At 48.6% G+C, this 17729-nt stretch carries 17 protein-coding genes and 1 pseudogene; 15 read left to right on the top strand and 3 right to left on the bottom strand.

The window, feature by feature from the left end; translation table 11 throughout:
* Nucleotides 1-7: 7 nt before the first annotated feature.
* The 4 genes from deoD to D5E69_RS12900 all read left to right on the top strand — a co-directional run bounded on the left by deoD (nt 8) and on the right by D5E69_RS12900 (nt 4192).
* Complete coding sequence (deoD, locus tag D5E69_RS12915; protein ID WP_048006358.1) at nt 8-712, top strand: purine-nucleoside phosphorylase; 705 nt, start codon at nt 8-10, stop codon at nt 710-712.
* Nucleotides 713-848: 136 nt separating this feature from the next.
* Nucleotides 849-1688 (top strand): M15 family metallopeptidase, encoded by an 840-nt coding sequence (locus tag D5E69_RS12910; protein WP_048005798.1) that lies wholly within the window; start codon nt 849-851, stop codon nt 1686-1688.
* Nucleotides 1689-2042: 354 nt separating this feature from the next.
* Nucleotides 2043-2627 carry a YitT family protein gene (locus D5E69_RS12905; protein WP_048005797.1) on the top strand — a complete coding sequence of 195 codons (585 nt, stop codon included), beginning with the start codon at nt 2043-2045 and terminating at the stop codon, nt 2625-2627.
* A gap of 161 nt (nt 2628-2788) precedes the next feature.
* Entirely contained in the window at nt 2789-4192 is a 1404-nt protein-coding gene (locus tag D5E69_RS12900; protein WP_331457948.1) for a lmo1851 family serine protease, read from the top strand.
* Between the two features lie 40 nt (nt 4193-4232).
* On the opposite strand, the gene D5E69_RS12895 is transcribed toward D5E69_RS12900, so the two are convergent.
* A complete protein-coding gene (locus tag D5E69_RS12895) occupies nt 4233-4946 on the bottom strand; it encodes an AlbA family DNA-binding domain-containing protein (RefSeq protein ID WP_048005795.1) in 714 nt (237 codons plus the stop codon).
* Nucleotides 4947-5134: 188 nt separating this feature from the next.
* Between D5E69_RS12895 and D5E69_RS12890 the strand changes: the two genes are divergently transcribed.
* From D5E69_RS12890 to D5E69_RS12880, 3 genes are all read left to right on the top strand, one after another.
* A complete protein-coding gene (locus D5E69_RS12890; protein ID WP_249931487.1) occupies nt 5135-6064 on the top strand; it encodes a CobW family GTP-binding protein in 930 nt (309 codons plus the stop codon).
* Between the two features lie 82 nt (nt 6065-6146).
* Complete coding sequence (locus tag D5E69_RS12885; protein ID WP_231578998.1) at nt 6147-6575, top strand: MarR family transcriptional regulator; 429 nt, start codon at nt 6147-6149, stop codon at nt 6573-6575.
* Nucleotides 6576-6674: 99 nt separating this feature from the next.
* Nucleotides 6675-8276 (top strand): MDR family MFS transporter, encoded by a 1602-nt coding sequence (locus tag D5E69_RS12880; protein WP_159129757.1) that lies wholly within the window; start codon nt 6675-6677, stop codon nt 8274-8276.
* Between the two features lie 52 nt (nt 8277-8328).
* Here the strand turns inward: D5E69_RS12880 and D5E69_RS12875 are convergent, their stop codons facing one another.
* Nucleotides 8329-8571 (bottom strand): hypothetical protein, encoded by a 243-nt coding sequence (locus D5E69_RS12875; RefSeq protein ID WP_048005792.1) that lies wholly within the window; start codon nt 8569-8571, stop codon nt 8329-8331.
* Between the two features lie 72 nt (nt 8572-8643).
* Between D5E69_RS12875 and D5E69_RS12870 the strand changes: the two genes are divergently transcribed.
* The 3 genes from D5E69_RS12870 to D5E69_RS12860 all read left to right on the top strand — a co-directional run bounded on the left by D5E69_RS12870 (nt 8644) and on the right by D5E69_RS12860 (nt 10948).
* On the top strand, nt 8644-8910 hold the full coding sequence (locus tag D5E69_RS12870) for a hypothetical protein (RefSeq protein WP_148795313.1): 267 nt from the start codon (nt 8644-8646) through the stop codon (nt 8908-8910).
* A gap of 323 nt (nt 8911-9233) precedes the next feature.
* Nucleotides 9234-10031 (top strand): CAP domain-containing protein, encoded by a 798-nt coding sequence (locus D5E69_RS12865; RefSeq protein ID WP_048005790.1) that lies wholly within the window; start codon nt 9234-9236, stop codon nt 10029-10031.
* 134 nt (nt 10032-10165) lie between these two features.
* The gene (locus tag D5E69_RS12860) at nt 10166-10948 is read left to right on the top strand and encodes an SDR family oxidoreductase (RefSeq protein ID WP_048006356.1); all 783 of its coding nucleotides are present in this window, start codon (nt 10166-10168) and stop codon (nt 10946-10948) included.
* A 55-nt stretch (nt 10949-11003) separates the two neighbouring features.
* Here the strand turns inward: D5E69_RS12860 and D5E69_RS12855 are convergent.
* Nucleotides 11004-12364, bottom strand: a pseudogene (locus D5E69_RS12855) (MATE family efflux transporter).
* A gap of 99 nt (nt 12365-12463) precedes the next feature.
* Here D5E69_RS12855 and D5E69_RS12850 point away from each other — a divergent pair.
* The 5 genes from D5E69_RS12850 (at nt 12464) to murG (ending at nt 17676) form a co-directional block, all read left to right on the top strand.
* Nucleotides 12464-13240, top strand: coding sequence for a carotenoid biosynthesis protein (locus D5E69_RS12850; RefSeq protein ID WP_048014118.1), 777 nt, complete (start codon nt 12464-12466; stop codon nt 13238-13240).
* Nucleotides 13227-13934, top strand: coding sequence for a lysophospholipid acyltransferase family protein (locus D5E69_RS12845; protein WP_048005787.1), 708 nt, complete (start codon nt 13227-13229; stop codon nt 13932-13934). The genes D5E69_RS12850 and D5E69_RS12845 overlap by 14 nt, the downstream gene beginning before the upstream one ends.
* Before the next feature lie 2 nt (nt 13935-13936).
* Nucleotides 13937-15025, top strand: a complete 1089-nt coding sequence (locus tag D5E69_RS12840; protein WP_347566740.1) for a glycosyltransferase family 2 protein — start codon at nt 13937-13939, stop codon at nt 15023-15025.
* Nucleotides 15022-16488: a phytoene desaturase family protein gene (locus tag D5E69_RS12835; RefSeq protein WP_316247139.1), complete on the top strand. Its 1467-nt coding sequence runs from the start codon at nt 15022-15024 to the stop codon at nt 16486-16488. Before D5E69_RS12840 ends, D5E69_RS12835 begins: the two co-directional genes overlap by 4 nt.
* A gap of 117 nt (nt 16489-16605) precedes the next feature.
* Nucleotides 16606-17676, top strand: coding sequence for an undecaprenyldiphospho-muramoylpentapeptide beta-N-acetylglucosaminyltransferase (murG, locus tag D5E69_RS12830; protein WP_048005785.1), 1071 nt, complete (start codon nt 16606-16608; stop codon nt 17674-17676).
* The last annotated feature ends 53 nt before the right edge of the window (nt 17677-17729 follow it).

Below are 17729 nucleotides of genomic sequence, written 5' to 3'. Positions count from 1 at the left end.
ATGAATGGTGAGTGTACATATTGGTGCGAAAGAAAACGAAATTGCAGAAACGGTCCTTTTACCGGGAGATCCCCTACGGGCAAAATATATAGCTGAGACGTTTCTGGACAATCCTGTCTGCTACAATGAAGTCCGCAATATGTTTGGATATACGGGAACATACAAAGGACAACGGATTTCGGTCCAGGGAACAGGTATGGGTGTCCCGTCGATCTCGATCTATATCAATGAATTGATGCAGAGCTACAATGTGCAGAACCTGATCCGGGTCGGGACATGCGGCGCAATCCAAAAAGATGTGAAAGTCAGGGATGTGATCCTCGCCATGACATCTTCTACCGATTCCCAAATGAACCGTCTGACCTTCAATGGCATCGACTATGCCCCGACGGCAAACTTCGACCTTCTCAAACGTGCTTACGACAGTGGGCTGGAAAAAGGGTTGAGCCTGAAGGTGGGAAATGTCTTCACGGCTGACATGTTCTATAACGACAATGCAGAACATGAGAAGTGGGCACAGTACGGAATCCTTGCCATTGAAATGGAGACAAGCGCCCTTTACACATTGGCTGCCAAATACGGCCGGAATGCACTGAGCGTCCTGACGGTGAGCGATCACATCATCACAGGTGAAGAAACTTCTGCAGATGAAAGACAGACTACCTTCAACGATATGATCGAAGTGGCCCTTGAAGCGGCCATCAAGGCGTAACATCATGCTGAATAGACTGCGTTTTCCCAAAACTTGGGGGAGCGCAGTCTTTATTTTGTGAAGTTTCTCCTGCTTACAGAATCAAAAATTAATGGTAATATGTTAAATGCAATCAAAATAGAAACTAGGTGAAAGTATGAAAAAGATCATCATGGTCTCTGCTGCATCCCTCGTCCTGCTTTCAGGATGTCAGCAAGTCAAGGACTGGTCTAATGATCTTACAGGTAAAAAAGATCAGACAGAAGAAAAACAACAAGACGAAAAAAAACCTGAACAAACACCTGCGGATGAACAGGAAAAAGCCTCCGCACCGGAAGAGACCGTCCCTCCTGAGCTTCAGTTGGATGCCCGGTTCTTCAACGATATCAAGGAAGTGGATGGCCATGCCATCATCCAGAACCCTTCCAACATCCTCGCCATGGTCAATAAGGATTATGGGCTGGGTGAATACAAACCGGATGACCTCGTACGTCCGGACGTTCCGTTCGTTTTCGGCGAAGAGGACCTGGAAAAAGCCCATCTGCGTAAAGAAGCGGCAGAACATCTTGAAGACATGTTCGCCGGTGCCAAAAAGGACAATCTTTATCTGACCGCTATCTCCGGATACAGGTCGTATGATTATCAAAAAATGCTCCTCGACAGGGAGAAAGAACAATATGGAGAGAAAAAAGCGGTAATGGCCGTCGCTCCTCCTGGAAACAGTGAACACCAGTCGGGCTTGGCCATGGATATTTCAAGTCAAAGCCATCAATTCCAAATCGATATCCCGTTCGGGGAAACCAAGGAAGGAAAATGGCTTGCCGAGCATGCCCATGAGTACGGATTCATCCTTCGCTACCCTGAAGACAAGGAAGACATCACGAAATATCAATATGAACCGTGGCACTTCCGCTATGTCGGAAAAGAAGCGGCCAAGGTCATGTATGATAAGGATTGGACGTTGGAAGAATATTTTGATCATGTGAAGGAAATATGATGAACTAGGCTGTGACAAACGTGTTTTAGTCATAGTAAAGCCCGAATTCATTTGCCTGCGATCAGGCAAATGAATTCGGGCTTTTAATTTGTTTTCATCGGTTGATTTGAGTGCAAAACGGAGACTCCTGCGGGAAAAGTAGCTTATGAGAGACTCATGCCGAGGTGGCTCACGGGCTACCCGCCGAAAGCGAAGTCTTGCACGGAAATCATGAACTGTATTAAGAACCCATACTGATCGTGTTCGTCATAAAATGGAACCTTTTTGTTTTGTCCCAACCTATTTCTTTATGTCTGAATCCAGGCTCACCTACATAGACTAGGGGTAGTTGGCAGGACAAGGGGGGGAGCAAACATGAAATCGGGTATCTCGATCGCAATCGGCAGCCTGCTCGTGGCTTCAGGGATCAATATGTTTTTCGTGCCCCATCATTTTCTTGATGGAGGCATGATCGGGCTCGGGCTCCTGACCTATTACTGGTTTGGCCTGCCGCCGGGGCTGACAATCATCGGTTTAAGCATCCCCCTCTATGCCATTGCCTTTTATAAAGATCGCAGCCTATTCTATCGAAGTGTCCACGGCCTGTGGTTCTCCTCCCTGATGATTGACTGGCTACGGCCCTTGAGCGACCGCGTATACCTGCCCCCCTTGGGGTGTGCACTGCTTGGTGGTGCTACCGTCGGGATCGGGATCGGATTGATGTTGAGGGTGGGGGCAGCGACTGGGGGCAGCGATTTGCTGGCACAGCTCCTCGGGAGGGGATTCGGACTCAATCCCGGGAAGGTCATCTTCCTCTTTGACAGCATCGTTCTTTTGGCTGGTCTTTCGATCATCGGAGGGGAAGCATTCCTTCATTCGCTGGTCGCCATCAGCACGGTCGGTTTTTTTACGACACTTTTGGCATATCCTACCCATAATGATGGATTTTCCTTTCGCTAATGGATAAAAGCTGATAGAATGAAGAGGTTATAATCTCATGATGGCCTTATGGGCTTCATGACCAGTCGAAAACACGATGATACATAGCAATGAAAGTGGTGGAAGCATTGGAACAGGACAAGACAGATCAATCACCCCAGCAAGAATCGAATGTCATTAAAATGAAGAAATTTAAATTCGTCATGCTGATTTTCATCCTCGTATTCGCCACAGCAGGAATCACCACCTTTGCCCTGGCCTTCGGTGATGAAAAAGCCGTGAATGTCGGAGTGACCGATCGATCGGAATTCACGAAGCTATACGACGCTTATGACAAACTGAACGAGAATTATTACAAGGACCTTGATAAAGATACGCTCATCGACGGCGCGATCAACGGCATGATCGAAAGCGTGGGGGATCCGTACTCCGATTATATGGACAAAGATGAAGCGAAGAAATTCGATGAGAGCATCTCATCTTCTTTTGAAGGAATCGGAGCTGAAATCCAGGAGAAAGACGGCTATATCGCCATCGTATCCCCGATTAAAGGGTCACCCGCCGAATCGGCAGGACTCAAACCGAACGATAAGATCCTGAAGGTCGACGATAAAAGCATCCAAGGGATGTCCGTATCGGAAGCCGTTCTGTTGATCAGAGGGGAAAAAGGCTCGAAAGTCACCCTCACCGTGCAGCGGCCGGGTCAGGACAAATCAATGGAAGTGACCATCACCCGTGATGAGATCCCAATTGAGACCGTGTATGCAGAAATGGAAGGGGATGGGGTCGCGAAGATCCAGATCACTTCATTCTCTGAGCACACGTATAAGGAACTGACAGAGGCATTGAATGAAATGAACGATAAGGGCATGAAAAAGGTGGTCCTCGACCTAAGGCAGAACCCAGGTGGGCTTTTGGACCAGGCCATCAAGATCTCAAACCTCTTCGTACCTGAAGGGGAAGTGATGTTCCAGGTGGAGGACAGTAACGGCAAAGTCGAGAAATACGTTGCTGAGGGCGGAGATAAAATCGATATCCCTACAGCCGTCCTCATCGATGGGGGCAGTGCCAGTGCGGCCGAGATCCTTGCGGCTGCCGTAAGTGAATCCAATGACATCCCGTTGATCGGAACGAAGACGTTCGGGAAAGGAACCGTACAGACGGCTGAAGAGTTCAAGGACGGATCCAACATGAAATTCACGACTGCCAAGTGGCTGACCCCGGATGGCAACTGGATCCATGAGAAGGGAATCAAGCCGACCGTGGAAGTGAAGATGCCGGATTATGCTGAATTGCCATACTTGAATCCTGACAAGGAACTGAAGGAATCAGACCTTTCCGATCAGGTGAAGACAGCAGAACAGATGCTGAATGCCCTTGACTTCAACCCTGGTAACGTTGATGGCTATTACGACGAAGACACAACGAAGGCAGTGGAGAAGTTCCAGGAAAGCAAAAAGCTGAAGGTCACCGGAAAGCTTGATTCCGATACAATCATTCAGCTGATGGATAGCTTGAGGGAAAAACTGCAGAAGAACGATCCACAGTTCAAAAAAGCAGTGGAACAGCTCAATAAGAAGAATTGATCATCATGATGCCCCGGTGACGTACCGGGGCATTTTTTTGTTATGGAAAGGTATCGAGACCGAGTACCTTTTCGATTTTCTGTTTTTTTCTCGTGATCCATTCCCCCACATAATGTCGATATAGATCATCCTGGGAAGAGTGGAACTCCCTGAGCAACGTCCGTAAATCCGTGAGGTGCTCTTCAAGGGATTTCATGCTCCTTTCAAAGCCGTTCAAGTGAACCTTCTTCATGATGATATCTACAAGATGTTCATTCCCTGCTTCGATGGTTTTCGTGCCTTGTCTCACATAGATGGCCCCGTCCCTGAGTTCCCCCTTGGTGACGACAGAAGTGAAGGGGACATACCGGGGATCATATTCAATAATCAGGGCCTGAAAGCGTTTTGAGTGCAACAGGGGATCAACTTCACTCGGGAAAAGGTAATCTTCCGTCCTGTACGTAAGATAACTCGGAAGTAAATGTTGAAGCTTATTGTCCACATCGGCTTTATCATAAAAGTCTTCATCCGCCAGCCCTCTCAGTGTAAGACTGCCGTCATCTTCCTGTCTGACCCCGAGGATCAGGCACCCACCGCCTGAATTCGAGATCGCTAGGATATGCTTGGCAAGCTTGGTCCACTCGACCCAGCTGGATTTGAAGTCAACATAATCCGATTCACCCGTATTATTCAACAACAATTCTTTCAGGTTCTCCCTAGACGGGCTGATCAGGAATTCCTTCAATGTCTGAGGCACAATCTTGTCATGAAACAATGGGGTCGACCTCTTTTCCTTTGGTCTATACCTACATTTTATGCGCCAGGTCGCCCTTTATGGCTGTGTCCTGAAAATCAGGGGGGATTGCTTTCATTGTCATAACGGCTCGAATTGACTAAAATAGTATATAGAGACTATCACCGTGAATCCGAAGGAATGATTGATCATAGAGTCTTTGTAGTCCGGTGAAAAAAGAAAAGAGGAACGTATTCATGAAGAAAGATGTCTACATATTATCGGGCTTCCTCGGAAGCGGAAAGACAACCTTGCTGAAAGGGTTGCTCGAATCATTGAAAGCAGAGGGGACAAAACCCGCGGTCCTGATGAATGAGCTTGGAAGTGTCTCGATCGACAGCGATGAAGTGGATCAAGATACGGCTTTGAGGGAGATGCTTGACGGATGCATCTGCTGCACCCTCTCGGATAAACTTGAATCCCAGCTTCAAGATCTGCTGATGAAGGAAGATTTCGGTGCATTGGTCATCGAAACGACGGGTGCCGCCCATCCTGTAGAGGTGGTCGACTCGATTCTCTCACCGCTTTTTGCAGATCGTTTCGACTTCAAGGGCATCCTCACCGTGGTCGACGGTCTTCAATGGAGAGAACGGGGGAGTTTCAGTCCTTCTGTCCTACACCTCATGAGGGAACAGATCCGTCATGCAAGTTTCCTTGTCGCCAACAAGGTTGACCTTTTGACTGAAATGGAACAGGGGACGTTTGCGTATGATCTTCAACAACTGAATCCAGGCGCTTCGATTTATTTAACGAGCCATTCGAAAGTGCCTGTAGAGGCCATCACCTCCATGACGAAAAAAGATCGTTATGAGGGGGGAGAAGGCCATACCCTGACGCTTCAGGCGGTCGTCCATACGTTTGAAGCGGGGGTGAGCGGTGAAGACTTTGAAAAATGGGTCCATGCCCATCAAGAGTCCATCTATAGGATGAAAGGCTATATTCCGCTTCAGGGAAGGAAGCACCCGACGCTCTTCCAATACTCATACGGCATGCCCCTATACATGCCTGGGGACATGAACTACCCGACCAACTTTGTCGTCATCGGCGAAGGACTTGATCGGGAACGGATCATCTCCTCCCTTAAAAGCCTGGAAAGATGATTGACAAGAAGAGGAAAAAGGTCTATGATTTAATAGTTAACACACTGAATTATTCAATAACCGTAGGAAAGGTCGATTAGAATTGGGGAAAGACTTATTTGAGTTAGAGCGATTATTCGTATCCGTATTCCGAATGATGAAGGCAGATGTGAGAAACATCTTCGGACAATACCTATCCAATGGGGAATTCCGTGTCCTTCAGCTCATTCGTGAGAACGGGGCCCTGAAGTCCTCGGAAATATCAAAGAGGATGGAAGTTTCAGCGAGCCACATCACTTCCATCACCGATGCCCTCGTAGAAAAATCACATATCACGAGACAAAGATCCAATGAAGATCGCCGGGTCGTAGAGCTGCAGATCACCAAAAGTGGTGAGGAAGTACTGGCCAAATGTGAAGAGCGGAAATCGGAGTATTTCCAGGATCTGTTCCACACGTTCGATGAGGAAGAAATCCGCATTTTCACGCATCTATTTGAAAAGCTGTTAAGTCATCCGAAACGTCATTCGTAGGAAGGGGATGACCGGAACGATCCGGTCGCCCCTCCTTTTCTGCCCATTACTTCACTCGTTGAACTATTTTGCAACCGAATGGTATAGGAGGGGAATGAATTGGAACATTTGGAACATAAAAAGAAAGTCATGATCATGATCGCCATCATGTCAGCTATGTTATTCGCCGCATTGAATCAGACCATTGTCGGTACGGCGCTTCCAAGGATCATTTCCGAAATCGGTGGAATGGATTACTATAGCTGGGTCTTCACCATTTTCATGCTCACCAGCTCGGTCACGGCCATCCTGGTGGGAAAACTGTCGGATATGTACGGGCGTAAACCGTTCATCCTTCTCGGAATCGGGGTGTTCATGGTCGGCTCCTTCCTGAATGGTCTATCGGGATCGATCTTTCAGCTCATCCTATTCCGGGGCATCCAAGGCTTCGGTGCAGGGATGATCATGTCCACGGCCTTCACTGCAGTAGGGGATCTGTTCCCTCCGAGAGAGCGCGGGAAATGGCAGGGACTCATGAGTTCGGTTTTCGGTCTTGCCAGCGTCTTTGGGCCAACCCTGGGTGGTTGGATCGTCGATAATGCCAATTGGCACTGGGTATTCTGGGTATTCCTGCCGGTAGGCTTCATCGCTTTTGGCATGATTTATAAAATGTTTCCATCCCAGAAGGCAAAAAAAGGGCAGAAGGTGGACTATCTGGGCTCCGTCATGCTCTCACTCACCATCATCCCGCTTCTCCTTGCGTTCACATGGAGCGGGAATGACTATGATTGGCTGTCTGTCCAGATACTCGGCCTCCTTGGAGGTGCCATCATCGCACTGATCCTCTTCATCGTCACTGAGAAGAATGCGTCGAATCCGGTACTGCCCCTTGGTCTGTTTAAAAACAGGATCTTCACCCTGTCCAATATGATCGGTTTCATCCTTGGGGCCGGGATGTTCGGTGCCATCATGTACATGCCCTTCTTCATTCAGGGGGTCATGGGAACATCCGCCACCAAGTCGGGACTCGTCATGATGCCGATGACCCTCAGCATGGTGCTCGCCAGTGCCATCGGCGGTCAGATCATCACCAAAACGGGGCGATACAAGTTCCTGGCCCTTATCGGACTTTTTGTGATGAGCAGCGGGATGGTTCTTTTGTCATTCATGGATACTGACACGACGAATGCCAGGGCCCTGATCAATATCATCATCGTCGGCACCGGACTCGGGCTTAGCTTCCCGGTCTTCACCCTGACCGTGCAGAACGCCGTTGCCCACCAGTTCCTTGGAGTCGCGACGGCAGCCACACAGCTTTTCCGTCAAATTGGCGGAACAATCGGGGTGGCCATCATGGGAACCGTCATGAACCAGTCCATGGCGAATAAGATGAGTGAGCAGATGGGAGCGGTCAAAGAATCGCCCCTCCTGTCCAACCCGGACGCTGCAAAGGGGCTCGAAAAACTCCAGGATCCACAATTGATCATGAGTGCCGACAAGCTCAAAGAAATAGAAAAGACGCTTCCTTCAGAACTGAGCGGTGTATTTGATACGATCATATCAGGTGTGAGGGAAGCACTGAGCTACGCATTGACGAACGTCTTCCTTATTGGGGCGATCATCCTCTTCGCCGGGTTCCTGTTGACCTTCTTCATCCAGGAAATCCCTTTGCGGATGAGCAATAAAGAAGAGAGCGAACCACAAAAAGCTGTTAATGAATAACAAAAAAGCTGATCCTGTGAAAGGGTCAGCTTTTTGGATTCATGATACCATCTCAGTGGGACTCCCCGAACTTTTTAAAGGTCATTTCGTCTTCCACAAGTCCGCATGCAGCGCATTGAATCTTCTTATCGGGTCCATTATAGGCCAGGTGAAAGGGTTCCAACTGACCACTTTCGTATTGTTGCACCACTTCTCCGGAAGCAGGGTCCAGTTTAACACTCTGAGAGAGCTGCTGTATAATGTTGAAACGGGTGCGATTTGTTTTACAACTCGGACAACGGTATGGTGTCGACATCGAGATTCCACCTTTCGGGTTTTATGGATAGTGTACCTTGATAAATCAGATAATATGTAAAAAGGAGAGGAAATGATGACATCCGAAGAACTTCTGGAAGCATATAGGAACATGTATAAGGGCCGCCGCCTCGAGCATGGGGGCAGGGAGCCGCTGGAGGTCCTCCGCGAAGCAATCAAGCGGGAGCTTCAGGATGAGTTCAGCCACCCCCGGATCAGAAAGGGACCGTTGGACAAGTTCTATTTGGCCACCAAACGAATTAGTGACTCTCCCTTTCCGGCAGAAGTAAAAGAGAAACTGATACAGTGTCATATACTGGTCATGTCAGAGTTGATCTGAGCTGCTTCATATAGAAATCATTGAAAAAAACCTGTAACAAATGTCACAGAGGAACGCCGTTCATAAAGTTGTCAATCTTCTTGTTCAGGTAATTATTAGGTGCGGGAGAGATGAATTTCTTGTGTTGGAAATGAAAGCAAACCATCCGGTGAGTCTTTATACCCTTTAGTTTCGGTGATTACTAAAGTACTAGAGGAGAATTGTCTTTCAATCCCGACAATTATCGGTGAGCTGCCAACATCTCCCGTAAATGTAACAAAAACTTGATGGTATGATGTTTTTGCACCAGGAAAAACACATTCATTAAGGAGGCACACACACCTATGAACAAGAAATTGGTTATCACGACAGCAACAGCATTTACATTCCTTGCAGCACCATTCGCCGGAGGCAAAGCAGACGCCGCTGGAATGGACCAGGCTAAAGTAAATACAAACGTGAATGCGCAACAGTTTGCTAATCAAGAAGATTTGAATAAATGGATGCAGGATATCCTTTCAAAATATCAAATGGATGGAAAAGCCATCAACGTACAAGATTGCATGAACGGTAGCATTCCGGCACCTGAAAATCAACAGGAAGCACCAAAAGCAGAGGCACCTAAAGCGGAAGCTCCTCAAGCCCAAGCTCCAAAAGCAGATGCACCAAAAGCAGAAGCGCCAAAAGCTCAGCAGCAACAGGCACCTGCAAAGCAGGAACAACCAAAGCAATCTGAGCAAAAAGCCTCTGATGAGAGCGGCCAATTGAGCCAGTATGAGCAAAAAGTAGTGGAATTGACAAACCAAGAGCGTGCGAAACAAGGACTTCCTGCTTTGAAAGTGGATGCCGAGTTGAGCAAGGTTGCGAAGGAAAAGTCAAAAGATATGCAAAAGAACAACTACTTCGATCACAACAGCCCGACTTACGGATCTCCATTCGACATGATGAAGCAATTCGGAATCCAATACAAAGCGGCAGGTGAAAACATCGCCCAGGGTCAACAGACACCTGAAGAAGTCGTTCAAGCATGGATGAACAGTGAAGGACACCGCAAAAACATCATGAGCTCAGACTATACACACATCGGTGTGGGTTATGTTGAAGAAGGTAACTACTGGACACAACAATTCATCAGCAAATAATCGATTCACGAATGAACGCCCGGGTATGGTACCCGGGCGTTCATTCGTGAATAAAAAAGAGCTTACATTTGCATTTCGGCCCTCTGGTCCATACTATTAAGGTATAAAGTGAGACGTGGAGTGGATCTAGCTTGATGAAAGAAAAAGTAGTGTTCATTACTGGTGGTTCGAAGGGGATCGGAAAGAAAACAGCAGAAGAATTTTCCCGAAAAGGACACACCGTCATACTCAATTATCGAAAACATGAAGAAGAAGTGCAGGAGCTTACAAAACAGCTTCATGATACATATGGAAACAGGGTCTTTTCTGTCAAGGGTGACATCGCGGACGAGGCGGACTGTTCCCGGATGGTGGAAGAACTGTCACATGAGGTCGAAGGAGTCGATATTCTCATACACAACGCAGGTCCCTTCGTCAAAGATCGAAAGACGTTTGATGAGTACAGTCCGGGTGAATGGAATTATATCATCGCAGGCAACCTCAATGCGGTGTTTTACTTAACCAGACTCTTGATCCCACATATGCGTGGAAAAGGCTGGGGTAGGATCGTCACCTTCGGCTATGACCGCGTGGAGACGGCTCCGGGATGGATCTACCGCTCTGCCTTTGCAGCTGCCAAGGCGGGGCTTGCATCCTTTACGAGGACCCTTGCAATGGAAGAAGCCGCCAACGGCATCACGGTGAATATGGTATGCCCGGGTGACATCGTACCCGAATGGAAGGAACGTTCAATCAGTGAAGCACGGGGAGAGGAAGATGAATCGACACCCGTGGGGCGCCCGGGAACGGGAGAAGACCTATCACGTGTTATTGCCTTCCTGTGCAGTGAGGAATCCGATTTCATCACCGGCTCGATCATCCCTGTGACAGGGGGGAAGGATGTGCTGGGGAAGGTCTTTCATCAGGAAGGGTTATAAAAAAAAGAGATGAGCCGGAACGGCTCATCTCTCCTCATCTATGATTTCATAGCACTTAGCGGGACGTGGCTGTTTTTATCGACCTGCGCTGAATGGCAATCAGGCGAATGGATAATGTGATGGCCCCGGCGGTGAGTCCCGATGTAAGACCGAGCCAATACCCATACGGTCCCCATGCCGTGTAATTGGCTAGTACATAACCAAGCGGCAGCCCGATTACCCAATAGGAAATCAGCGCCATCACAAAGGTGATATTCACGTCCTTATAGCCCCGAAGTGCACCTTGGACAGGGGCCTGAACCGCATCTGAGAGCTGGAAGAACACAGCATAGAGCAGGAAATGGCCGATCAGTTCCCGTACATGGAGGTCGTCGGTATATAAAAATGCAATATCGGACTTGAAGGTAAGGAGCAATGCGCCGTAAATAAGGGCAAGGAGAAGGGCGAATGAAACCCCGATCCAGCTATAAACTCTCGCATCCTTCACCCGCTTGGCCCCGATCTCGAACCCTACGACGATCGTAAGGGCCATGGAGATGCTGAGGGGGATCATGTACAGGAAGGATGCAAAGTTGATGGCTGCCTGATGGGCTGCAATGACCATCGTGCTGTAGTTGCTCATCAAAAGCGTCACCGCCGAAAAGATGCTAACCTCAAAAAAGATTGACAGGCCGATGGGGACTCCCATCGTTAAGAGCTCCTTCAGCTTGTTCCATTCAGGAAGCGGAATCACCCTGAATATCCGGTAATCGTTAAAGGGCTGCTTCGTATGGATCACCCAAAAGGCGATGAAGGCGATCACCCAATAGGTGATGGCAGTAGCATACCCTGCCCCTGCACCTCCTAATTCGGGGAATCCCCACTTACCGAAGATGAACAGGTAGTTCAGGATCACATTAATCGGCAGGCTCATCAATGTAATAACCATCGTCACACGGGTCATGCCCAGTGCATCAATGAATGACCTGAAGACCGTATAGAGGAAGAGGGGGAGGATCCCGATGGAAATGGCAACAAGATACGCATATGCCACCTCCCGGACATCCGACTCCAAATTCATTCCATTCAGGATCGGTCTGATCAACAATGCCCGATGATGAATACCAGGATAGACAAGAAGATGGCGGCATAACTGCCTTGAAGAACGGTGGAAGGGACGTCCCGTTTCTGTTTGGCCCCGATCAGTTGAGCCACAATCGGTGTGACTGCGAGAAGAATGCCGGTCAAACCGGTGCTGATCGGAACCCAAAGGGATGATCCGATGGCGACCCCTGCCAGATCCGCTGGGGAATATTTCCCCGACATGATCGTATCGAAAAAATTCATGGAAAACATCGCCAACTGAGTAATCAGGATGGGGATGAGGATGACCATTAGCTGTTTGATTTTTTGGGGGATGGATGAAGTTTCATTCATGGCGTACTCTCCTTTAATCTGCGAAAAATGCACTATCATACTGTACCACAGAATAGGGGTGACAGGTGAAAAAATCCAATCTTGAAAAGAGGGAACGCCGTGGAAGATAGATGGAAGAATTGGGTGTGGATCGTATTTTTGGTCTGGTATGGAGTCGGACTCGTGCTTGTTTCCCTTGACTGGCTTCCGCCTGCACTTCAATGGGCGAATGCCGTTTTTTTATATCTTTCGGGATTTCTGGCCGTCTTGTATGCCGGCATGGTATTTAAAAGGGGAATGGGTTACTGGCTTTCTGCCATCATCATCATAGGGACCATTGCCGCCGAATCACTCGGAGTCCATTACGGATGGATCTTCGGGTCATATCATTATGAAAAAGATTTCGGCATCCAGCTCTTCGGAGTCCCCGTTACGATCGGCTTCGCATGGGTGATGGTCATATTCACGAGTATGGCGTACTTCGAGTGGATGCTGAACGGGAAGAAAACCGTGAAGAACGCCTTGTTGTACAGCATTGCCACTTCAATCCTTGCGGTCACGATGGATCTCATCATCGATCCAGTTGCCTACAAAGGCAGGCAATACTGGATCTGGGAGGGGGACGGCATTTATTATGATATTCCAACGCAAAACTTCCTTGGCTGGTTCTATGTATCTTTCGTGATCCAATTCTTCCTCTACTACCTTTTGAGGGATACGTCATTCCCAAAGGGCTGGAGCCGGAGGATGAGGTGGTTATATGGGATGGTCGTCGGAATGTTCGTGGTCACTTCCATGGTGGAAGGCCTATGGCTTGCGGTCTTCGTGACGCTTACTGTATATGGCATCATGTTGATCATCAGGAAGATATGGAGGGAATCCTATGATAGAGCCTAAAAAAAGTCCGGCATTCCAACGGATCCTGTCAGGATATTTAACCTTTCAATTGAAAAAGCATTTTCACCGGATCTGGCTGGATGATGATCGTCAAAGGAAAGGGCAGGGGCTTATGCTCGTGAATCACTCCAGCTGGTGGGACGGGCTACTGGTGTTTTATTTGAACCGGCATGTGGTGAAAGGGGACAGCTATGCCATGATGAGCCGCAAAGGGATGGAAGAATACGGATTCTTCCGGAAAATAGGGGCGTTTTCAGTGGATCGGGATTCTTCAAGGGAAGTGGTTGCGTCTTTACGCTACGCTGAAGAGCGCCTCAAGGAGGATAAAACGGTATGGATCTTCCCTCAAGGGGATGAGGAGCACGTGGAGAAGCGTCCCCTTACATTCTTTAATGGACCGGGCTACCTGATAGGAAAAGTTCCAGAAGTGTCGGTGGTCCTCGTCACATTCTATTATACCTTCCGTCACCACCAGCGCCCGGAGCTGTTCATTCGATTGAAAGATGCCCCGCCCCTGCATGGCGGACGGAAAGAAAGGACCGACCACTTAAGGACGTTGATGGAAACTCAACTGGATAGGATGAAATCGGAAGTGGTGGAGGAGGATCTTTCTTCGTTCACCCCCTGGGTCGGCGGATTTTCATCAAGTAGCGAAAAGCTGCAGTTTTTAAAAGGAAAGGATAGAATGAATTGATTGTGATCTACACTGCCATACTCATCATATTTATGATCTTGACCGTCCTCAATTTGGCATTCCTTCCCCGGTTGAAGGCAGCCTCTCCATCTACCGCATTTGTTTCCCTTTTGATTCCGATGCGCAATGAAGAACGGAATGTCGTATCCTTGATTCGAAATTTGAAATGTCTTACTCATCGATCCTTGGAAATCATCATACTGGACGACGGATCGACCGATCAGACGTCAGAGCTCTTGAAGAAATCGATTGGCGATGATCCCTTTTTCAAGGTCATAGCCGGCAAACCCCTCCCGGAAGGATGGGTCGGGAAGGTACATGCCTGCCATCAACTTAGCATTGAAGCAAAGGGGGAGTATTTGTTCTTCCTTGATGCCGACGTCCGCATCGCGCCTGATACGATCGAAAAGGTGCTCAACGAGATGGACCGCCGCAGATCAGGATTGGTCACGGGTTTTCCACGATTTCCGGTCAAGCCGCTCCTCGGGAAACTACTCGTTCCCTTTCAGCATTTCCTGGTATTCTTCCACCTTCCTTTATCTATGGCAAATTATACGACGCTCCCTGCTTTTACGGCGGCTCACGGCGCCTTCATGTTCTTTAAGAGGGAGGCGTATGAAAGCATAGGCGGACATCAAGCCGTTCAATCATCCCTCCTCGAGGATGTACATATCACCAGGCTGGTGAAGAGAAAGGGATGGAAAGCGACCCTGGTCAATAACACAGGTGACGCCGTCTGCCATATGTACGATACGAATCGTGAAGTATGGGAGGGATTCCTCAAGAATATTTATATCGGTCTTGGCCAGAATCCCTTCATGGTCGGGCTATGTTCCTTGTTTTATTTCATCTTCTACTTCATGCCCCTCCCGCTGTTCGGCTACGGGATCATCAGCCTTCAGGCAATCTATTGTCTCCCGCTGATCGTGGTATGGGCCCAGACGTTCATTGTCGACCGGACATCCAATCAATCTCCCCATCATTTTTGGCTGATGCCACTGGCTAGTCTGGCCCTGATCGCCATCATGTGGACGTCCATGGTAAAACGGATCAGAAAACAAACGTACAACTGGAAAGGAAGATCATATTGAGTGGGAAAGTCATCATAATCGGCTCTGGGCTTGGCGGCCTGTCGGCGGGCATCACCCTTCAATCAAAGGGATTTGATGTGACGATCATCGACGAAAATGTCCACCCCGGAGGCAAGATGATGCCGGTGGATGAGAGCGGCTTCCATTTCGATTTCGGACCGAATACCATCACCATGCCGGACATTTTCAGAAGAGTGATCAATGATGCCGGTGGTGATGCGGATCGCTATTTCCGCTTCACCAAATTGACCAGGCATACAAAGAATGTGTTTCCGGACGGAAGGATCCTTTATCAGTCATCGGATCCCGGTGAGATGAAAGAATCGCTCTCTCAGTTCGGAGAAGCAGGGAGGTATGAAGCGTATCTAGAGGAAGTGAACAGACTTTACGGTCTTGCTGAGAAAGGATTCTTTTATCGTGTGTTCAACTCCTGGAGGGACTATCTGTCCCCATCCCTTGCCGCCAATTTCGCAAGAGTAAGGCCACTTGAGAAGATGGACCATTTCCACAGACGGTTCTTCCGCCACCCCGATGTACTGAAAGTGTTCAATCGTTACGCAACGTATATCGGATCATCTCCATACAAATGTCCGGCAACCTTCTCCTTGATCGGACATCTTGAGATGAATGACGGTGTGTACTACACCCAGGGGGGGAACACCGGTATCGCCAAAGGATTCTCGACATTCTTCAAGGAATGCGGGGGAGTGATCCGATCCGGAACGAAGGTGAAGAAAATCCTTGTCGAGGGAAGGGAAGCGAAGGGCATAATGACTTCCACAGGTGAAGAGGTGAGGGGTGACTTTGTGATTGTGAACGGAGATTATATCACAGCAACCAAAGAACTTCTCGAGGAACGTGACCGTCCGTCCACTCCCGATCAGAAGCTTGATGCCTATGAACCTTCCATCTCGGCATTCGTGATCCTCGCAGGGTTGCGAGAGTTCCAGCCCGATATCCACCACCACCAGGTTTTCTTCACGGATGATTACAAGGAGGAGTTTGACGACATCTTCTATAAAAAGAGACTGCCGAAGGATCCCACCATCTATATCAGCCATTCCGCTGCCACCGATCCCGGGGTGACGAAGGGTAGCAATTTGTTCATCCTGGTCAATGCGCCTGCGGTGAATCTGACGGAAGAAGAAGTCATGAGGTACAAAAACAGGATCTATGATGCACTTGAACAAAAGGGGATCCCCATCCGGAGTCAGCTGGAGTTCGAAAAGGTGATGACCCCGGATGCCATCAAGGGGAAATTCTCTGCTTACCGGGGAGCCCTTTACGGGATTGCCTCCCATACGATGACGGAAGCGTTCCTGCGGCCCTCCAATGTAAGCAGGGATGTACGCAATCTCTATTACGCCGGTGGGACGACCCATCCGGGCGGGGGGTCACCAATGGTGACGATCAGTGGCAAAAACGTGGCGGATTTCATCCTTAATCGTCAAGGAAAGAGATAATTGATGTATTCTTCATGAATTTTTGTTCTATCCCGGCCGTATTTTTGGTAAAGTGTATAATGATGATGCCAAATGGAGCATCCACCATTATCGAGTAACAGTTAGGAGTCTATCACTATGAGTAAGCGAATTTTATTTACAGGCGGGGGTTCTGCCGGTCATGTCACCGTCAATACAGCGCTCATTCCCCACTTTGAAAAAGAAGGCTGGGCGATCACTTATATCGGATCCAAGGACGGAATTGAAAAAGAAATCATCACCGATCAATTCCCTCATATTCCTTATAAAGAAATCTCGAGCGGGAAGCTGCGCCGCTACTTTTCGTGGAAGAATTTTTCCGACCCGTTCCGAGTGATGAAGGGGGTCCTCGAGGCTCTTTCCATCATTCGCAAAACGAAGCCGGATATCATTTTCTCAAAAGGGGGATTCGTGTCGGTACCGGTTGTGATGGCAGCCAAAATCGCCAAGGTGCCGGTTGCAATCCACGAATCCGATGTGACGCCAGGCCTTGCAAATAAACTGGCCGTCCCATTTGCGACCAAGATCTTCACCACATTCCCGGAAACCGTGAATGTCCTGCCTGCCGAGAAATCGATTTGTGCAGGTGCCATCATCCGCGAAGAACTTTTCACCGGAGATGAAAAGGAAGGGCGCCGCCTGACCGGATATCACAATCTGAAGCCGGTCCTCATGATCATGGGAGGAAGCCTCGGGGCAAGAAAGATCAATGAAGCCGTAAGAAGCAACCTCGAAGATCTGCTGAATCATTTCCAGATTGTCCATATTTGCGGAAAAGGCAACATAGAACCCGATATAGAACAACCAGGATACAAACAGTACGAATTCATCAAAGGTGATCTGCCTCATTATCTCGCCATGACGGACTTTGTCATTTCGAGAGCAGGATCCAATTCCATCTTTGAGTTCCTGGCCCTTAAAAAACCGATGCTTCTGATTCCCCTGTCCCGTGAAGCGAGCAGGGGGGATCAGATCCTCAATGCCAACTCATTCGTCAAGCATGGCTATGCCCTGAAGCTTGAAGAAGAAGAAGTAACCGCGGAAACGTTCCTTCAACATGTGAAGGAACTTGAAAGCAAACGGGATGAGTACGTTTCTGCCATGGAAAACGCCGATAAGGCATATACCATCCAGGACATGTATGAAGAATTATCCAGCATGAGTAAATGATGCGTCTTTTCACCCGCCGATGTACATAAACTGTACAAACGGTTGAAAGGGAG

Source organism: Rossellomorea marisflavi (assembly GCF_009806575.1).
GTDB lineage: Bacteria > Bacillota > Bacilli > Bacillales > Bacillaceae_B > Rossellomorea > Rossellomorea marisflavi_A.
The sequence above is the reverse complement of the archived record's forward strand: the minus strand, read 5'-3'. Positions and strand labels throughout refer to the sequence as shown.